Here is a 15,924-nt window from a genome sequence, read left to right as displayed (position 1 = left end):
AAGAAGTGAGGCACCCGATGAACGACAGCACCCAACCCCTAGAAGGTACACCACTGATTGCACCCTCTACCACCGACCATCCGCTGTATGAGCAGATCGTTGAAGCATGCCGCACCGTCTATGACCCTGAGATTCCAGTCAATATTTATGAACTTGGCCTAATCTACACCATCGATATCAACCCCGAAAGCGAAGTGAACATCAAGATGTCGCTAACCGCCCCCGGTTGTCCTGTTGCGGGTGAAATGCCCGGCTGGGTGGCCGACGCGGTCGAACCGCTACCCGGCGTCAAAACCGTCGATGTCGAACTGGTCTGGGAGCCACCATGGGGCATGGATATGATGTCGGACGAGGCCCGGCTTGAACTGGGGTTCATGTAGATGTCAGTCATACTTCACGAGACCATCATGAAACCATCGTAGAAATGTAACATCTGGCCGCGACATACGCGCCAGATGTTTTTTTATCTGGAGAGATCATGCGTATCACAACTGCCCTAACCGCTTTGACCCTGCTGCCGACCGCCCTTTTGGCTGGCAACCACGCCCTGCAAACCCCCGTCGAATATGGCCCGCGTCCGGCCTATCTGGTCGACAAGCTGCCCGAGGGTGCGCTGAAGGACAAGCTGGCGTCCTGCATGGGTCAAACCCCACAGCAGACCGCGTTTTCAATCGGTCACCGTGGTGCGCCGCTGTTGTTTCCTGAACATACCGTTGAATCAAACGTTGCTGCGGCGCGGATGGGTGCGGGCATCCTGGAATGCGACGTGACCTTTACCGCCGATCACGAACTGGTCTGCCGTCACGCGCAAAATGATCTGCACACCACCACCAATATCCTCGTGTCCGATCTGGCCGACAAATGTACCGCGGACTTTACCCCTGCTGCGGAAGACAGTGCTGCAAGCGCCGAATGCCGCACATCCGACCTGACACTGGCCGAATTCCAGACGTTGACCCCGAAAATGGACAGCGCCGATAAAACCGCAACCACGGCCGAAGAGTACCAGGGCGGCGTGGCCCCTTTCCGCACCCAACTTTATTCCGATGGTGCGCATTTGATGACCCACGCGGAATCCATCGCATTGTTCAAATCTTTGGGTGCGAAATTCACACCCGAGCTAAAATCCCCTTCGGTCGAGATGCCGCATAACGGCTTTAGCCAAGAAGACTATGCGCAAAAGATGATCGAAGAATACAAAGCGGCCGGTGTCCCTGCCTCCGACGTATGGGCGCAATCGTTCAATCTTGATGACGTGCTCTACTGGATCAAGGCAGAGCCCGAGTTCGGCAAACAAGCCGTTTATCTGGTTGAGTGGTCCGACGGGTTTGACGAACAGGACCAATCAACCTGGTCGCAAGATTTTGCACAGCTCAAGGCGCAAGGCGTCGAGTATATCGGCGCGTCGCTGAATATGCTGCTGACCAACGAAGATGGCAAACTGGCAGCATCGGCCTATGCAAAGGCGGCCAAAGCTGCGGATATGAAACTGATCGCATGGACGCTTGAACGCTCTGGTCCGCTGGCGTCGGGCGGCGGCTGGTACTTCCGCTCTGTGGGCGACATCATCAGCGATGACAGCGATTATCTGGTGGCGCTTGATGTGCTGGCCCAGGATGCAGGCGTAGAGGGCGTGTTCTCGGACTGGCCCGCGACCGTGACCTACTACGCCAACTGCATGGGTCTCTGATCCCGCCGAGCGTTGACAAAAAATCAGGGGCCGTTCCGTATTTCGGGGCGACCTTTGTCATTTTGCACGCTACCGCTTGAGAATGCGCCGCGAACCTCTTATCTTTGCCGTAACAGGAGTATCCATGATGTTCGCAATTCCCGGCAAACAAGCAGTCACAATCACCCCCAAAGCCGCCTCGCAAATCAGCAAGCTGATGACGCAAGCGGGCCATGCAGGGTTGCGCATTGGTATCAAAAAGGGCGGTTGCGCGGGCATGGAATACACCATGGAATACGTCAATGAACCCGATGCAAATGACGAGGTCGTTGAACAAGACGGCGCGCGGGTGTTGATTGCCCCGATGGCGCAAATGTTCCTGTTCGGCACCGAAATTGACTATGAAACCTCGCTGCTGGAATCCGGTTTCAAATTCCGCAATCCCAACGTAACCGAGGCCTGCGGCTGCGGTGAATCGATTAAATTCGGCTAAGCCTCCGCGCAGGTGACGCGCAATATCGCGCTGTCGCGCGCCCCTAGCCGTTGCCCCGTTTCGCGCCCCCTGCTATCCCAGTGCAAAAAACACGAGGGATACCACTATGCGCCGCAAACTTGCCGCTGGAAACTGGAAGATGAACGGCACGGGCAACGCCCTGTCCGAACTGGCTGAACTGGCCCAACAGGTCAGCCCCGGTGATGCCGAAACCCTGATTTGCCCGCCTGCGACTTTGCTGTTTCCCGCCTGTGAGCGAATGCGCGGTACCCCCATCGTCATCGGTGCCCAAGATTGCAATAGCGAAGACGCAGGTGCCTTCACTGGCGATATCTCCGCGCCAATGATTGCAGATAGCGGTGCCAGCTATGTCATCGTCGGCCATTCCGAACGTCGCGAGGGCTATGGCGAAACCGACGCCACCGTGGCCGCCAAAACCCGCGCAGCTTGGCGGGCCGGCCTGACGGCAATCATCTGCATTGGCGAAAGCGGCGACGACCGCGCAGCAGATAAAACCCTCGATATCATTGCGGATCAACTGGCAGGTTCAGTGCCCGATACCGCAACCGGCGAAAACACCGTCATCGCCTATGAGCCGATCTGGGCGATTGGAACGGGCAAGGTCCCAAGCCTCGATCAGATCATCGAGGTGCATGACTTCATCCGCAACAGCCTGATCACCCGTTTTGGTGCCCCCCAAGGCACTGCAATCCGCCTACTGTATGGCGGGTCGGTCAAACCCAGCAACGCCGCCGAAATCTTTACCGCTGAAAATGTTGACGGTGCCCTTGTCGGCGGTGCCAGCCTCAAGGCCGCTGACTTTACCCCCATCATCAAGGCCCTGTCACAGTCCTGACTTTTGGCCTGATCTTCATTTTGCAAAATAAACTCACTGCACCACAGACGCAAAAGGGCGGCACGTCGATCTGACATGCCGCCCTTCAACTATTTCCTATCCCCAGATCGGCTAACGCACCAGAACCTCAGGTCCCATCATAAGGGTCGGCAACCAAGTCGAGATAATCGGTATGTAGGTGACCATGATCAGGAACACGAACAATACGGCGGTGAAGGGCAATGCGGCTTTTACCACTTTCATCATCGGCATGTTCGCCACGCCCGAGGTCACGAACAGGTTCAGACCCACCGGCGGCGTAATCATCCCGATCTCCATATTCACAACCATGATGATACCCAGATGGATCGGGTCGATACCCAGTTCCATCGCGATGGGGAACACCAGCGGTGCAACGATGATCAACAGCCCCGATGGTTCCATAAACTGGCCACCGATCAACAAGATCACGTTGACGATGATCAGGAACATGATCGGCCCAAAGCCAGCACTTAGCATCGCGGCCGAGATTTGCTGCGGGATTTGTTCGTCGGTCAGAACATGCTTCAGGATCAGCGCGTTGGCGATGATGAACATCAGCGTCACCGTCAGCTTGCCCGCCTCGAACAAGGTATCGCGCACGTCGCGGTGAAAGAACACCGATACCAATGCGGCAGGCTTGCGCAGCAGCGACAGGTTGCGCCCTTCGCCCTTCACATGCAGCGGCCCCATGTCGCGATAGACGAAACACGCGATAAAGAAGGCATAGACAGCGGCCACAGCGGCGGCCTCGGTCGGGGTAAAGATACCGCCGTAGATGCCGCCCAGAATGATCACGATCAGCATCAGGCCCCAGCCCGCCTCACGCCCCGAGGCAAAGACCTCGGCCCAGCCGCGCCATTCGCCACGCGGCAGGTTTTTAACCCGCGCCATGATATAGATCGTCAGCATCAGCATGAAACCGGCAAGCAAGCCCGGGATCACCCCTGCCAGAAACATCCGGCCCACGGATACGTCTGTGGCCGATGCATAGACCACCATGACGATGGACGGCGGGATCAGGATGCCCAAGGTGCCCGCGTTGGCGATCACGCCGGCCGCGAATTCTTTGGTATAGCCGGTTTCGCGCATGCCCGCGATCACGATGGACCCGATAGCCACAACAGTGGCTGGCGACGATCCCGAAAGGGCTGCGAACATCATACAGGCAAAGACACCCGCAATCGCCAGACCGCCCGGAAAATGCCCGACCAGCGCGATTGAGAAACGGATGATCCGTTTCGCCACACCGCCCGTCGACATGAACGAGGACGCCAAGACAAAGAACGGGATCGCCAGCAGGGTATAATGCCCGGCCATCGCCTGAAAAAATGTCTGCGCAATCGACGCCAGCGACGAATCCGACAAGACCAGCAGGAATACGATGGACGAAAAGCCAAGGCTGACCGCGATGGGCAGGCCCAACAGCATCAGCCCGACGATCATCAGAAATAGAATAAGGACTTCCATCCGCTCAGTCTCCCGCGTTCATATGTTTGACGGCCTCGATGTCGTCTTCGGCCTCGTGGCTGACGATCAGGCTGGTCGAAACACCTGTGAAAATCCGTACCGCTGCTTGGATAAAGCGGAACAAAAGCAATGCCATACCGATGGGCAGCATCACATAAGGAATAAAGCGCGGCAGCTTTTCATAGGCCTCGCCTTGGTTCATCGACGCCTCGATAAAGCGCAGCCATTCCGGCATGGGGATATCCACGGTCGAATACCACGCCTGATCGCGGCTGTTTTCAAACCCGGTGGGGAACCAGCGGCCCGACGTGGCATCAAGCCCGGCAAAAGGGGCCCAGTAATCCCATGCGCCTTTCAGCAAAAGCATCGCATAGACGATGCAAATCACCGATGCGACCAGCGCGATCACCCGACGCACGGGGGATGAAAACAGGTTAATCACCGCGTCAACGCCCAGATGTGCCGTCACTTTGACCGCATAGCTCATCCCGAAAAGGACCAACCATGCGAACAGAAAGGTCACCGCCTCAAGGCCCCAGATCAGGCCTGTGTTAAAGCCATAGCGCAAGACGACGTTGATAAAGGTGATGATCGTCATCAGGCCCAAGATCACGGCGATCGCCGTTTCCTCGAACTCGTGCACGATCCGGCCCAGGGCCGATGTGGGTTGGTATCCTGATGACATAAGAAAACTCCGCTTGAATGCAGAAAACTGGCACAAAAGAAGCGGGACGCCCCCGATTACCAGATGCAAAAAATGCCCCACCCGGATCGGGCGGGGCATTGATCAGATTTGTTTAGTGCTTGGCGTTGATCGCTTGCGCCGCGTCGATGTTTTCCTGACCAACATCGCCGGTAAACTCGGCCCAGACGGGCATCATTGCATCAACCCAGATCTGGCGCGTTGCAGCGTCCAGCTCGATGATGTTCGAACCTGCATCCAGGATCGCTTGGCGGGCTTCCGCATCCACTTCGCCAACGGCGGCGTTACGTGTGGTTGTGACCTCTTCGAGTATGGTCGCAAGCTGCGTGCGCACGTCGTCTGGCAGGCTGTTCCACCAGTCTGTGGATGTCACGACCATATAGTCCAAAACACCGTGGTTGGTTTCGGTGATACCGTCCTGCACTTCGAAAAACTTTTGGCCATAGATGTTGGACCATGTGTTTTCTTGGCCGTCCACAACGCCGGTTTGCAGCGCGCCGTAGACCTCAGAGAACGCCATTGGCTGTGGGGAAACGCCGATGGCTTCCATTTGGGCCTTGATCACGTCGGACGCCTGAACGCGGAATTTCAGACCGTCTGCATCGGATGGCAGGTTCAGCGGCTTGTTGGCCGACATTTGTTTCATGCCATTGTGCCAGAACTGCAGACCGGACAGGCCGCGACGTTCCATCGATGCTTTCATCGCCTGACCCGTTTCCGAGCTTTGGAATTCGTCAACAGCGTTGATGTTTTTGAACATGAACGGCAGATCGAAGATGCGGAATTGCTTGGTGAACTGTTCGAATTTCGACAGCGACGGGGCCGCCATTTGAACGTCGCCTTGCAGCATTGCTTCTAGAACTTGGTCATCGTTGTACAGGGTCGAGTTCGGGAACACTTCCATGCAGGCTTTGCCGTTCATCTCGGCGTTTACACGCTCGGCAAGCAGGGTCGCCGCGATGCCTTTCGGGTGCTTGTCCGTGTTTGTAACGTGGCTGAACTTGATCAGAATTTCACCGTCATCACATGCGGCAGATACGGCACCTGCGCTCACGGAAAGGGTCAGCGCGACTGCGGCTGTTGTCAGGAATTTCATGTGGTGTCTCCTCCCAGAGAACTGATTTTAATGTCTCGGCAATCGGGGGTCCGACTGCGGTGGCGAAATTAGATCGTTAAATTCACCACCTCACAAGCCTGTTACAAGGGAGGTCGGATTTCTGGATAAATAATAATAAATTCAGTTACCTATAGGATTTTTCGAGGCCTACAAAAACACCACTCGCAATGCCCTGTGCGAAAACCCGCACGCGCGCACGGGCCGTTGTGCGGAAAACCGCACAGGTTCAACTGCGGTAGTCTTCGGCCCGAATCCCGTAGCGGGTCAGCTTGTCGTAAAACGTCTTGCGCGGCAGTTTCAGCGCCGATGCGGCGGCACTGGCCTGCCCGCCTGCCCGCTTGAGTGCGGCGCGCAGCAATGACTGTTCCACTTGCGCCATTTGTTCGGCAAGCCCCAGATCCGCATCCGGGGCTACATCGTCCGCGACCCCCATCACGAACCGCATCGCGGCAGACATCAACGCGCGCGCATTTCCCGGCCAATCACGCGCCATCAACCCGGCAATCACCTGAGGCGAGATTGGCGGCACAGCAAGGCCCGATTGTTCTGCCGCCTGATCAACATAGCGCCGAAACAGGATCGGAATATCCTCGGGCCGTTCGGCCAATGACGGGATGCGCACAGGCATCACCTCAAGCCGGTAATAAAGATCGGCGTGAAAACGCCCCTCGCCGACCATCGCAGACAGATCATGGGTGCTGCCCGCGATCAGGCGCACCTCGGCGGTGTTTTCCAAGGCTTCGATCAGGGTCAGCTGGGTTTGCGCAGGCAGATGCGTGACCTCGTCCAGAAACAGACTGCCCCCGCCCGCCGTGGCCAACGCGTCGCTTAGATCAGACGGCGACAGCCCCTCGCCCGCGCGTTTCACAAACGGCGCTTTTGAGCGGGGCGAGGACAAATGGATCACCTCTGCTACCTTGGAAATCCCCGATCCATACGGGCCGGTGACCAGCACCTCGGCATCGGTGGTCGCGGCGCGCCGGACCTTGCTGCGCAAGGCTTCGGACAGGGCAGAGCTGCCAAAAATCAACCGTGCCGCCGGATCGCCGCTTTCGACCATCTGCAACAAGCGGCGGTTTTCCAGCACCAGCGCCCGGGTTTTCAACGCCCGTTCAACCACCGCCAACAAGGCCGCAGGCGCACAGGGTTTTTCCAGGAAATCAAAGGCCCCTGCCTCCATCGCGCGGACGGCCATGGGGATGTCGCCCTCCCCCGTCAGCAAGATCACCGGCAGATCGGGGTCTTGGTCATGGGCGTATTGCAGCAGGTGAAACCCGTCACGCCCCGGCATGCGCATGTCAGACAGGATAATACCGTCAAATTCGGGTGTTATCCGGTCTTTCGACGCCACAAATGACCCCGCCGCAATCACATCTATATCGGCCAGTTCCAGCGTTTGGGCCAAGGCCTCGCGCACATGGGCGTCATCATCTACCAGCAAAACGGTTCTGCTCATGCGGCGGCCTCGGTCATCTGTGCGCGTTCCAGCCGGACAGAAAACATTGCCCCGCCGCCGTCAAGGTTCCTGCCGCGAATTTGCCCGCCCAGACTTTGCACGATGCCATAGCTGATCGACAGGCCCAGCCCCATGCCGCTGCTGTCGTTACCCCCCACGGATTTTGTGGTGTAGAACGGATCGAAGACCTTGTCGGGCATTTCAATCCCCGGCCCTGTGTCCATAAAATGCACCAATACCGCGTCTTCCCCGCCAATATGGATCGTCAGCTTGCGCGTCTGCGCATCCGCCATGGCATCTGCGGCATTGGTGATCAGGTTCACGAACACCTGACTTAGCCGCACCTCTCCACCGCGCACCCAAACGGGAGCATCCGGCGGCGTATATTCCAGCGTCACACCGGCCTTGGCGAGATAGCTTTGCGTCAACTCAATCGCGCTTGAGACAACGCGCGTCACGTCAACTTGGGTCTGCGGCACGCTTTCCTGACGGGCAAAGGCGCGCAGGTTTTGGATAATCCGCGCCATGCGGTCGGCCATTTGTGAAATCCGCGACAGGTTTTCAGTCACCCGCTCGGGCTTGTCGCGGGCCATGAACTGACCTGCGTTTTCCGCAAAGGACCGGATCGCCATCAGCGGTTGGTTCAGCTCGTGACTGATGCCCGCCGACATCTGCCCCAATGCCGACAGTTTGCCCGCCTGCACCAGATCGGCCTGCGCGCGGCGCAAGGCGGTTTGGGCCTCTTCACGCTCGGCGGCCTCGCGGCGCAGTTCGGTGTTGCTGGCGTTCAGCGCGGCGGTGCGTTTGGCGACACGACGTTCCAATCGGACGTTCGCCTGCGACAAGGCGCGGCGGCGTTCGGTTGCCAGAAACAGCAACGCGCCAAAAGCCAGACACAATGCCGCCACCGCCGCCGCTTGCGACAGGGCCAAACGGCGTGCGGGTGCCACGTCAAGCAACACCTCGCCAATGAAACCAACGATGGGCAGCGGCGTGGTCAGATGCAGCGCCTCATCCGGCAGATATGGCCCCCAGCCCATCTGCCAAATCTCGTGCCCGTTGACCGATCTGGCTGCGAACCGGCGGACCGCACCGTCGGGCGGGATCAGCCCAGAGGTGCCTTCGGGCCGCTGCCAAAACAGCATTTCCGACCGGTTGGCGATTTGCACCACCCCTGCATCATCCGTGAAAAACGCTGCCGGAGTGCTGCCGCGCCAGCCGTAATCGATACCGTTCAAGTCGGTCGTGACCACCACGGCACCTCTCACCTCACCTGCAGCATCAAACACGGGGGCCGCATGAAAATAGGCACGATCCGTCAGCGGCAAGCTTGGCCCATGCCCCCAGCCAAGCGCCCCCCGAAGCGCGCGACGCACGAACGGCAGATCAATCAACAGCTCACCCGGCGCGCTTTGCGGCGAGGCCAGAACACGGCCCGTCGCATCGACCACACGCACATCCAAGGCCGCTGATTTATCCGCCACATCTTGTAAGAAATCCCGCGCGGTGCCCGGTGCCCTGCCCTGCAACACATCACTGATCTGCGGATGATCGGACAGAAACACCGCCAGATCACGATAACGCTGTATCTGCGCCACCAAACGGTCGCTGGCCACGGACAGATCCGCCTTGCCCCGTGCGCTGATCTGGTCCAGCCCCTGCCAATAGGCATAGCGCCAGACCCCTGCTGACAGGGCGGCGACAACCATCAAAAATATCAACCATGTCGCGATACGGCGACCAAACCCAATGTTCATTTTCACAATTTGGCACAGACCGGCTTGCAAAGACCAGAGGGCGCGGTATTGCTGCGGGCTATGAAAACCTTTCTCCAATCCCCGCAAGACCCTGATTTCGTGCAAAATCCCTATCAGGCCTATGCCCGTGCGCGCGCCGATGGCCCGGTACAGTTTTGGGAGGATTACGGGATGTTAGCCGCCTTTGATGCCGCCACCGTGCAGGCGCTATTGCGCGACAGACGTTTGGGGCGCGAAGTTCCCGCCGATCAGCAGCAGCCTGTTCCGGTACATCTGGCGGATTTCCATGCCGTCGACCAACATTCGATGCTCGAACTGGAACCGCCCACGCACACACGCCTTCGCGGTCTTGTGTTGCGGGCGTTTACCTCGCGCCGGATTGCCGGCCTTGCGCCCGAGATTGAAATGATAGCCGCTGAGTTGCAGACGGCCCTGCCCCAAGGCCCGTTTGATTTGATCCCGGCCTTTTGCACGCAATTGCCCGTACGCATCATCGCGCGCCTGTTGGGCGTCCCCGAGGAGATGTGGCCCGATCTGTTGCGCTGGTCCAACGCCATGGTCGCGATCTACCAAACCGGCCGCACCCGCGCGGTTGAGGATGCAGCCAACAGCGCCGCTGCCGATTTCACCGCGTTTTTGCGCGGTTATGTTGATCAGCGCCGCACGGACCCGCGCGATGATCTGATCACGCAGCTGATTGCCGCCGAACAAGACGGCGAACGCCTAAGCACTGATGTACTGATCGGGACCTGCATTTTGCTGTTGAACGCGGGGCACGAGGCGACGGTGCATGCGCTTGGCAACGGGGTCGCCTGCGCACTGATAAATGAAACACCTTTGGACGCCTTTCAGCCCGATACCATCGCCGCCACCACCGAAGAAATCTTGCGCTATGATCCGCCGCTGCATGTGTTCGAACGCTTTGCCTACGAGGACATTGACCTGGACGGTATCACCTTGGAAAAAGGTAAGAAAATCGCACTGGTGTTGGGGGCTGCGGGGCGTGATCCTGCCATATATCCCGACCCAGACCGCTTTGATCCGACGCGCCCCGTGAAACCACATGCGGCCTTTGGCGGCGGGTTGCATTTCTGCGTTGGGGCCCCCTTGGCCCGCCTCGAGATGCAGATCGGGCTGCGCGCGCTCTTTGACCACGCGCCTAAGCTACGGCTGGCGGAATCGCCGCGCTATGCGGAAACCTATCATTTCCACAAACTCGAACGTCTAATGGTCGAGATTTAGCTGCGCCCTAAAGCGGTAGCATTGTCGTCGATTTAATCTGCTCCATCGACAAAAGCGCCGTGACGTTATGCACCCGCACCTCTGAGATCAGCGCCTGATAGAACGCGTCATAGGCGCGCGCGTTTTTGACCCGAACCTTCAGGATATAGTCGATATCGCCTGCCAAACGGTGTGCTTCTTGCACTTCGGCGCGGTCTTGCAGCGCCTTGAGGAATGCCGCCTGCCACTCGGCCTCGTGCTCTGACGTGCGGATCAGAACAAAGAAGCACGCCTCGAACCCCAACGCATCTGCATCCAGCACAACAGTGTGCTGCCCGATCACGCCTGCCTCGCGTAATTTGCGAATCCGGTTCCACACAGGCGTCTTGGAAGACCCCACTTCACGGGCAATATCGTCCAAAGATTGGCTCGCATCACGCTGAAGCTGCGACAAAATCTTCCGATCTACCTCGTCTATACGAACGTCCATTCTGCGTATCCTTCGGTTAGTGGTCTTCTGTTCCAACTACTTGGTGAATTAGAACGTATGTTCTTATGTGTCCAGACGTCTAGCGCTGTGTTGGAATTATTTCCTATATTCACTCTAAGGCAAGCGCAAGGACAGCATGATGGATCATTTCCCAATTTTCCTTTCAACCAAAGGGCAACGCATTGTGTTGTCGGGCGGCGGTGACGCGGCATTGGCCAAGCTGCGCCTTTTGATGAAGTCCGAGGCCAAGATCAGCGTCTATGCGCCTGCCCCCGCGCCAGAGCTGGTGCAATGGGCCGATGCGGATCGCCTGACGCTGCATACCCGTGCGCTTCAACTTGGTGATGTGCTGTGCGCAAAACTGTTCTATGCCGCTGACGAAGATGATGTCGAAGACGCCCGCACAGCCACCATCGCGCGGGCCGAGGGCGCGTTGGTTAATATCGTTGATAACCTACACGACAGCGCCTTTATCACGCCCGCCATCGTTGACCGTGATCCGGTGACCATCGCCATCGGCACCGAAGGGGCAGCCCCCGTGCTGGCACGCGCAATCAAGGCCGATCTTGAGGAACGCCTGCCCACCACGCTGGGCACCCTCGCGCGCATCGGTAAAGGGTTCCGCAAGATGGCAGACGCCCTGCCCTTTGGTCGCCCGCGTCGCGATTTCTGGCGCGACTACTATTTTAACGCTGGTCCTCGTGCCGTCGCCGATGGTGAAGCTGCCGTTGGCGCGGCCCTTGATGGCTTACTGTCCGATCACGTGACCCGCGCCGCCCGCCCCGGGCACGTCGCCTTTGTCGGTGGTGGCCCCGGTGATCCCGAACTGCTGACGCTGAAAGCCCGCCGCGCCTTGGACGAGGCGGACGTGGTGATCTATGACCGCCTGATCAGCCCCGAGATCCTTGAGCTTGCCCGCCGCGAGGCCCAGATGATCGACGTTGGCAAGGAAGGCTTCGGCCCCTCCACGCCCCAGGAAACCATCAACGATCTGCTCGTCGAGCACGCGCAAAGCGGTGCCCAAGTGGTGCGTCTGAAATCCGGTGATGCAACGGTATTTGGCCGGCTGGACGAGGAAATTGACGCGGTCGATGCCCATAATATCGGCTGGCATATCGTGCCGGGCATTACCTCGGCTTCTGCTGCGGTTGCGGCCATCGGGCAAAGCCTGACCAAACGCGGGCGCAATGCCAGCGTCCGGTTCCTGACGGGCCACGATATGAAAGGGTTCGCGGATCACGACTGGGCCAATCTGGCCCGCCCTGGCGAGGTCGCAGCGATCTATATGGGCAAGAAATCCGCCCGCTTTATCCAGGGTCGCCTGATCATGCACGGTGCCGACCGCACCACCCCCGTGACCCTAATTGAAAATGCCTCGCGTCCTGAACAACGCATTCTGGAAACCACACTGGACCGTTTGCCCGTTGATCTGACCGATGCCGAAATGACCGGCCCCGCGCTGACATTCTATGGCCTTGCCCCGCGCGCGGCGGCACTGGCCGCAACAGAAATCCTGCAAGAGGAGATGGCATAATGGCCAAACCCTTCACCCCCAAAGTTGTCACCGCAAACGCCTTGCTTGAAGGCGACGTGATTTATCAAACCGCAACCGGTTGGACCCGCGACCTGACCCAGGCCGAGGTGCTGACCGACGAGGCAGACGCCGATCTGCGCTTGATTGATGCCAGCCAGCAGGTCGATCTGGTCGTCGGCGTCTATCTCGCCGACGTCGATCCCGATCCGGTGCCGCAGCCCGTCCATTTCCGCGAAGCGTTTCGCGCCAAAGGCCCGTCAAACTATGCCCATGGCAAACAGGAGACCCTGTAATGTATAGCTATACCGAATTCGACGACGCCTTTCTAGCGGAACGCAACGCGCAGTTCCGCGCGCAGGTTGAACGCCGTATCGATGGCTCCTTGACCGAGGATGAATTCAAGCCGCTGCGCCTGATGAACGGCCTATATCTGCAACTGCACGCCTATATGCTGCGCGTCGCGATCCCTTACGGCACGCTCAACAGCACGCAAATGCACAAGCTGGCTGATATTGCCGAGAAATGGGACAAGGGCTACGGCCATTTTACCACGCGCCAGAACATCCAGTACAACTGGCCCCAGCTGCGTGATGTCCCCGATATGCTGGACGCATTGGCCGAGGTGAACATGCATGCGATCCAGACCTCCGGTAACACGATCCGCAACGTGACTGCTGACCATTTTGCCGGTGCCGCCGCAGACGAGGTCGCAGACCCTCGCCCCGTGGCCGAACTGATCCGCCAATGGTCCACCGATCACCCCGAATTCCAGTTCCTGCCGCGCAAGTTCAAAGTCGCCGTTTCCGGTGCGCCGCACGACCGCGCCGTGATCAAAGCCCATGACATCGGGCTGCAAATCGTCGAACGCGATGGCGTGCTCGGCTTTCAGGTGATCGTGGGCGGTGGTCTTGGCCGCACCCCGATGATCGGCAAGGTGCTCTATGATTTCGTCGCCTCCGAAGACCTGCTGCCCACCCTCGAGGCCATCGTGTCGGTCTACAACCTGCTGGGCCGCCGCGATAATAAATACAAGGCTCGCATCAAGATCACCGTCCATGAAAACGGCATCGACGACATTCGCGCCCGTGTGGATGCACGCTATGCGCTGATCCGCCCGCAGTTCACCGGTGTCGATCAACAGATGCTGTCCCGGATCGAGGCGGATTTTGCCAAGCCGACGTTCAAAACCGCGCCGCTAGACGCCTATACCACGGCCTATGATAACGATCCCGTCTTCCGTAGCTGGGCCGATACGAACCTCGCCGATCACCACGCGCCGGGCTATGCGATCGTGTCCATCAGCCTCAAGGCCCATGGCGCGACGCCCGGCGACGCAACGGCGCACCAGATGCATGTGATGGCGGACATTGCCGCGCAATATGGCCATGATGAACTCCGCATCAGCCACGAGCAAAACGTGATCCTGCCCCATGTGCACCGCAACGATCTGCCAACCCTGCATGCCGCACTGAAAAGCGCGGGCCTTGCCACAGCAAACATCGGGTTGATCAGCGATATCATCGCCTGCCCCGGTATGGATTACTGCGCGCTTGCGACGGCCCGTTCGATTCCCATCGCCCAAGAAATCGCGACCCGCTTTGACGAACTCAAACTGGAACACGAGGTCGGCCCGCTCAAGATAAAGATCTCGGGTTGCATCAACGCCTGTGGTCACCACCATGTGGGGCATATCGGTATCCTCGGTCTTGATCGCGCAGGGGTCGAAAACTACCAGATCACCCTTGGCGGTGACGGCACCCAGGACGCGGCCATCGGCGAACGCGCCGGCCCCGGTTTCTCGGCCGATGAAATCATCCCCGCCATTGAACGTCTGGTGCGCGGCTATCTTGATCTGCGCAGCGAACCGACTGAGACCTTCCTGCAAACCTACCGCCGCCTTGGGTTGGCCCCTTTCAAGGCCGCCCTCTATCCAGAAGCCCGTGCCAATGCCGCGTGACACCCTCGTTCCAAATGGACAAAAAATCCTCCCCGAAGGGCCGGATCGCATCGCACAGCTGACCGCGCAAATGGAGGCGCTGAACGATCAGCTGCGCCATCACAGTGCAACTGACGTGCTGCGCGCGGCCATCAAACACGTGCCGAACCTCGCGCTGGTGTCCAGCTTTGGCGCGGAATCGGTGGCCTTGCTGCATCTGGCGGCGATGGTGAAACGCGATCTGCCGGTGATCTTTATCGACACCGAGATGCTGTTTGCCGAAACACTGGTCTATCAGCACGAGCTGGCCGAACGCCTTGGCCTGCGTAACATCCAGACCATCCGCGCCGCTGATATCGCGGAAAAAGACCCCAACGGCACCTTGCACCTGCGCGACACCGATGCCTGCTGCACGCTGCGCAAAACCCTGCCCTTGCAGACCGCCCTTGAGGGGTTCGATGGCTGGGTCACAGGGCGCAAACGGTTCCAATCCGGCACCCGCGCGTCACTGCCATTTTTTGAGGTCGAGACCCCACCAGACGCGCCTGCGCGGATCAAGGTGAATCCGATGGCCCATTGGCAGGCCTCGGATGTATCTGATTATATTGATGAAAACCGCCTGCCCCGGCATCCGCTGGTGGCCCAAGGGTATCCCAGCATCGGCTGTGCGCCCTGCACATCAAAGGTGAAACCGGGCGAAGACCCCCGCGCGGGCCGGTGGCGGAACAGTGAAAAAGAAGAATGCGGCATCCATTTTGTCGACGGTAAAATGGTGCGGATAGGAGCAGACACATGACACAATTGGTAACCGATCAGGGTTTTGTTGCAGATGACTGGGCAGCCGGGTTCACAGCCCTAGGATGCGCGAATGATGCGGCATCCCTTGATGTACCCTCGGACGCGCAGCCGGAGGATATCCAGCTCAGCTCGACCCTACAGATGATCCGCATCGATTTTCCCAGCTCTGCTGACGGTCGCGGTTTTACCATCGCACGCAACCTGCGCCTGCGCGGCTATACCGGACGGCTGCGCGCCCATGGTCATGTTCTGGCAGATCAATACGCCATGGCCCGCCGTTCCGGCTTTGACGAGGTCGAGATCCCCGATGATCTGGCCGCGCGGCAACCGCAGGATCAATGGCTGGCCCGCGCCAACTGGCAGGACCATGACTATCAGTCGCGGCTGCGCGGCTAAGACCGGCCTT

The 15,924-nt window shown here is 58.9% G+C and carries 16 protein-coding genes; 10 read left to right on the top strand and 6 right to left on the bottom strand.

The genetic code is table 11. The annotated features are described in order from the left end of the window. Positions 1-17 precede the first annotated feature (17 nt). From BM347_RS02510 to tpiA, 4 genes are all read left to right on the top strand, one after another. Entirely contained in the window at positions 18-380 is a 363-nt protein-coding gene (locus BM347_RS02510; protein ID WP_093914829.1) for an SUF system Fe-S cluster assembly protein, read from the top strand. A 98-nt stretch (positions 381-478) separates the two neighbouring features. Next, positions 479-1,690 carry a glycerophosphodiester phosphodiesterase family protein gene (locus BM347_RS02505; RefSeq protein ID WP_093914828.1) on the top strand — a complete coding sequence of 404 codons (1,212 nt, stop codon included), beginning with the start codon at positions 479-481 and terminating at the stop codon, positions 1,688-1,690. 127 nt (positions 1,691-1,817) lie between these two features. Beyond that, entirely contained in the window at positions 1,818-2,162 is a 345-nt protein-coding gene (locus BM347_RS02500; RefSeq protein ID WP_093915383.1) for a HesB/IscA family protein, read from the top strand. Positions 2,163-2,268: 106 nt separating this feature from the next. Next, positions 2,269-3,018 (top strand): triose-phosphate isomerase, encoded by a 750-nt coding sequence (gene tpiA, locus BM347_RS02495; RefSeq protein WP_093914827.1) that lies wholly within the window; start codon positions 2,269-2,271, stop codon positions 3,016-3,018. Between the two features lie 111 nt (positions 3,019-3,129). On the opposite strand, the gene BM347_RS02490 is transcribed toward tpiA, so the two are convergent. From BM347_RS02490 to BM347_RS02470, 5 genes are all read right to left on the bottom strand, one after another. After that, positions 3,130-4,506 (bottom strand): TRAP transporter large permease, encoded by a 1,377-nt coding sequence (locus BM347_RS02490; protein WP_093914826.1) that lies wholly within the window; start codon positions 4,504-4,506, stop codon positions 3,130-3,132. Positions 4,507-4,510: 4 nt separating this feature from the next. Beyond that, entirely contained in the window at positions 4,511-5,191 is a 681-nt protein-coding gene (locus tag BM347_RS02485; RefSeq protein WP_093915382.1) for a TRAP transporter small permease, read from the bottom strand. Between the two features lie 112 nt (positions 5,192-5,303). Next, the gene (locus tag BM347_RS02480; protein WP_093914825.1) at positions 5,304-6,305 is read right to left on the bottom strand and encodes a DctP family TRAP transporter solute-binding subunit; all 1,002 of its coding nucleotides are present in this window, start codon (positions 6,303-6,305) and stop codon (positions 5,304-5,306) included. Positions 6,306-6,552: 247 nt separating this feature from the next. Next, positions 6,553-7,782 carry a sigma-54-dependent transcriptional regulator gene (locus tag BM347_RS02475; protein WP_093914824.1) on the bottom strand — a complete coding sequence of 410 codons (1,230 nt, stop codon included), beginning with the start codon at positions 7,780-7,782 and terminating at the stop codon, positions 6,553-6,555. Next, a complete protein-coding gene (locus BM347_RS02470) occupies positions 7,779-9,539 on the bottom strand; it encodes a sensor histidine kinase (RefSeq protein ID WP_093914823.1) in 1,761 nt (586 codons plus the stop codon). The genes BM347_RS02475 and BM347_RS02470 overlap by 4 nt, the downstream gene beginning before the upstream one ends. A 60-nt stretch (positions 9,540-9,599) precedes the next feature. Here BM347_RS02470 and BM347_RS02465 point away from each other — a divergent pair, with 60 nt between their 5' ends. Beyond that, entirely contained in the window at positions 9,600-10,781 is a 1,182-nt protein-coding gene (locus BM347_RS02465; RefSeq protein ID WP_093914822.1) for a cytochrome P450, read from the top strand. 7 nt (positions 10,782-10,788) lie between these two features. Here the strand turns inward: BM347_RS02465 and BM347_RS02460 are convergent, their stop codons facing one another. Further along, the gene (locus BM347_RS02460) at positions 10,789-11,250 is read right to left on the bottom strand and encodes an Lrp/AsnC family transcriptional regulator (protein ID WP_093914821.1); all 462 of its coding nucleotides are present in this window, start codon (positions 11,248-11,250) and stop codon (positions 10,789-10,791) included. Between the two features lie 139 nt (positions 11,251-11,389). Here BM347_RS02460 and cysG point away from each other — a divergent pair, with 139 nt between their 5' ends. The 5 genes from cysG to BM347_RS02435 are packed head-to-tail and all read left to right on the top strand — an operon-like array spanning position 11,390 to position 15,914. After that, positions 11,390-12,784 carry a siroheme synthase CysG gene (gene cysG, locus BM347_RS02455; RefSeq protein ID WP_093915381.1) on the top strand — a complete coding sequence of 465 codons (1,395 nt, stop codon included), beginning with the start codon at positions 11,390-11,392 and terminating at the stop codon, positions 12,782-12,784. Continuing rightward, entirely contained in the window at positions 12,784-13,077 is a 294-nt protein-coding gene (locus BM347_RS02450) for a DUF2849 domain-containing protein (protein ID WP_093914820.1), read from the top strand. Before cysG ends, BM347_RS02450 begins: the two co-directional genes overlap by 1 nt. Continuing rightward, a complete protein-coding gene (locus BM347_RS02445) occupies positions 13,077-14,741 on the top strand; it encodes a nitrite/sulfite reductase (RefSeq protein ID WP_093914819.1) in 1,665 nt (554 codons plus the stop codon). Before BM347_RS02450 ends, BM347_RS02445 begins: the two co-directional genes overlap by 1 nt. Next, positions 14,731-15,516, top strand: a complete 786-nt coding sequence (locus BM347_RS02440) for a phosphoadenylyl-sulfate reductase (RefSeq protein WP_093914818.1) — start codon at positions 14,731-14,733, stop codon at positions 15,514-15,516. Before BM347_RS02445 ends, BM347_RS02440 begins: the two co-directional genes overlap by 11 nt. Continuing rightward, positions 15,513-15,914: a DUF934 domain-containing protein gene (locus BM347_RS02435; protein ID WP_093914817.1), complete on the top strand. Its 402-nt coding sequence runs from the start codon at positions 15,513-15,515 to the stop codon at positions 15,912-15,914. Before BM347_RS02440 ends, BM347_RS02435 begins: the two co-directional genes overlap by 4 nt. Positions 15,915-15,924: the final 10 nt, after the last annotated feature.

The sequence above is a fragment of the Sulfitobacter marinus genome (assembly GCF_900116285.1).
Classification (GTDB): Bacteria; Pseudomonadota; Alphaproteobacteria; order Rhodobacterales; family Rhodobacteraceae; genus Sulfitobacter; species Sulfitobacter marinus.
This window is presented reverse-complemented; position numbering and strand designations above follow the sequence as displayed.

Coding starts and splice junctions, on each gene's coding strand:
- BM347_RS02445 (WP_093914819.1), top strand. CDS start 13,077: ATGTATAGCTATACCGAATTCGACGACGCCTTTCTAGCGGAACGCAAC.
- BM347_RS02500 (WP_093915383.1), top strand. CDS start 1,818: ATGTTCGCAATTCCCGGCAAACAAGCAGTCACAATCACCCCCAAAGCC.
- cysG (WP_093915381.1), top strand. CDS start 11,390: ATGGATCATTTCCCAATTTTCCTTTCAACCAAAGGGCAACGCATTGTG.
- BM347_RS02505 (WP_093914828.1), top strand. CDS start 479: ATGCGTATCACAACTGCCCTAACCGCTTTGACCCTGCTGCCGACCGCC.
- BM347_RS02475 (WP_093914824.1), bottom strand. CDS start 7,782: ATGAGCAGAACCGTTTTGCTGGTAGATGATGACGCCCATGTGCGCGAG.
- BM347_RS02435 (WP_093914817.1), top strand. CDS start 15,513: ATGACACAATTGGTAACCGATCAGGGTTTTGTTGCAGATGACTGGGCA.
- BM347_RS02470 (WP_093914823.1), bottom strand. CDS start 9,539: ATGAACATTGGGTTTGGTCGCCGTATCGCGACATGGTTGATATTTTTG.
- BM347_RS02510 (WP_093914829.1), top strand. CDS start 18: ATGAACGACAGCACCCAACCCCTAGAAGGTACACCACTGATTGCACCC.
- BM347_RS02460 (WP_093914821.1), bottom strand. CDS start 11,250: ATGGACGTTCGTATAGACGAGGTAGATCGGAAGATTTTGTCGCAGCTT.
- BM347_RS02465 (WP_093914822.1), top strand. CDS start 9,600: ATGAAAACCTTTCTCCAATCCCCGCAAGACCCTGATTTCGTGCAAAAT.
- BM347_RS02480 (WP_093914825.1), bottom strand. CDS start 6,305: ATGAAATTCCTGACAACAGCCGCAGTCGCGCTGACCCTTTCCGTGAGC.
- tpiA (WP_093914827.1), top strand. CDS start 2,269: ATGCGCCGCAAACTTGCCGCTGGAAACTGGAAGATGAACGGCACGGGC.
- BM347_RS02440 (WP_093914818.1), top strand. CDS start 14,731: ATGCCGCGTGACACCCTCGTTCCAAATGGACAAAAAATCCTCCCCGAA.
- BM347_RS02490 (WP_093914826.1), bottom strand. CDS start 4,506: ATGGAAGTCCTTATTCTATTTCTGATGATCGTCGGGCTGATGCTGTTG.
- BM347_RS02485 (WP_093915382.1), bottom strand. CDS start 5,191: ATGTCATCAGGATACCAACCCACATCGGCCCTGGGCCGGATCGTGCAC.
- BM347_RS02450 (WP_093914820.1), top strand. CDS start 12,784: ATGGCCAAACCCTTCACCCCCAAAGTTGTCACCGCAAACGCCTTGCTT.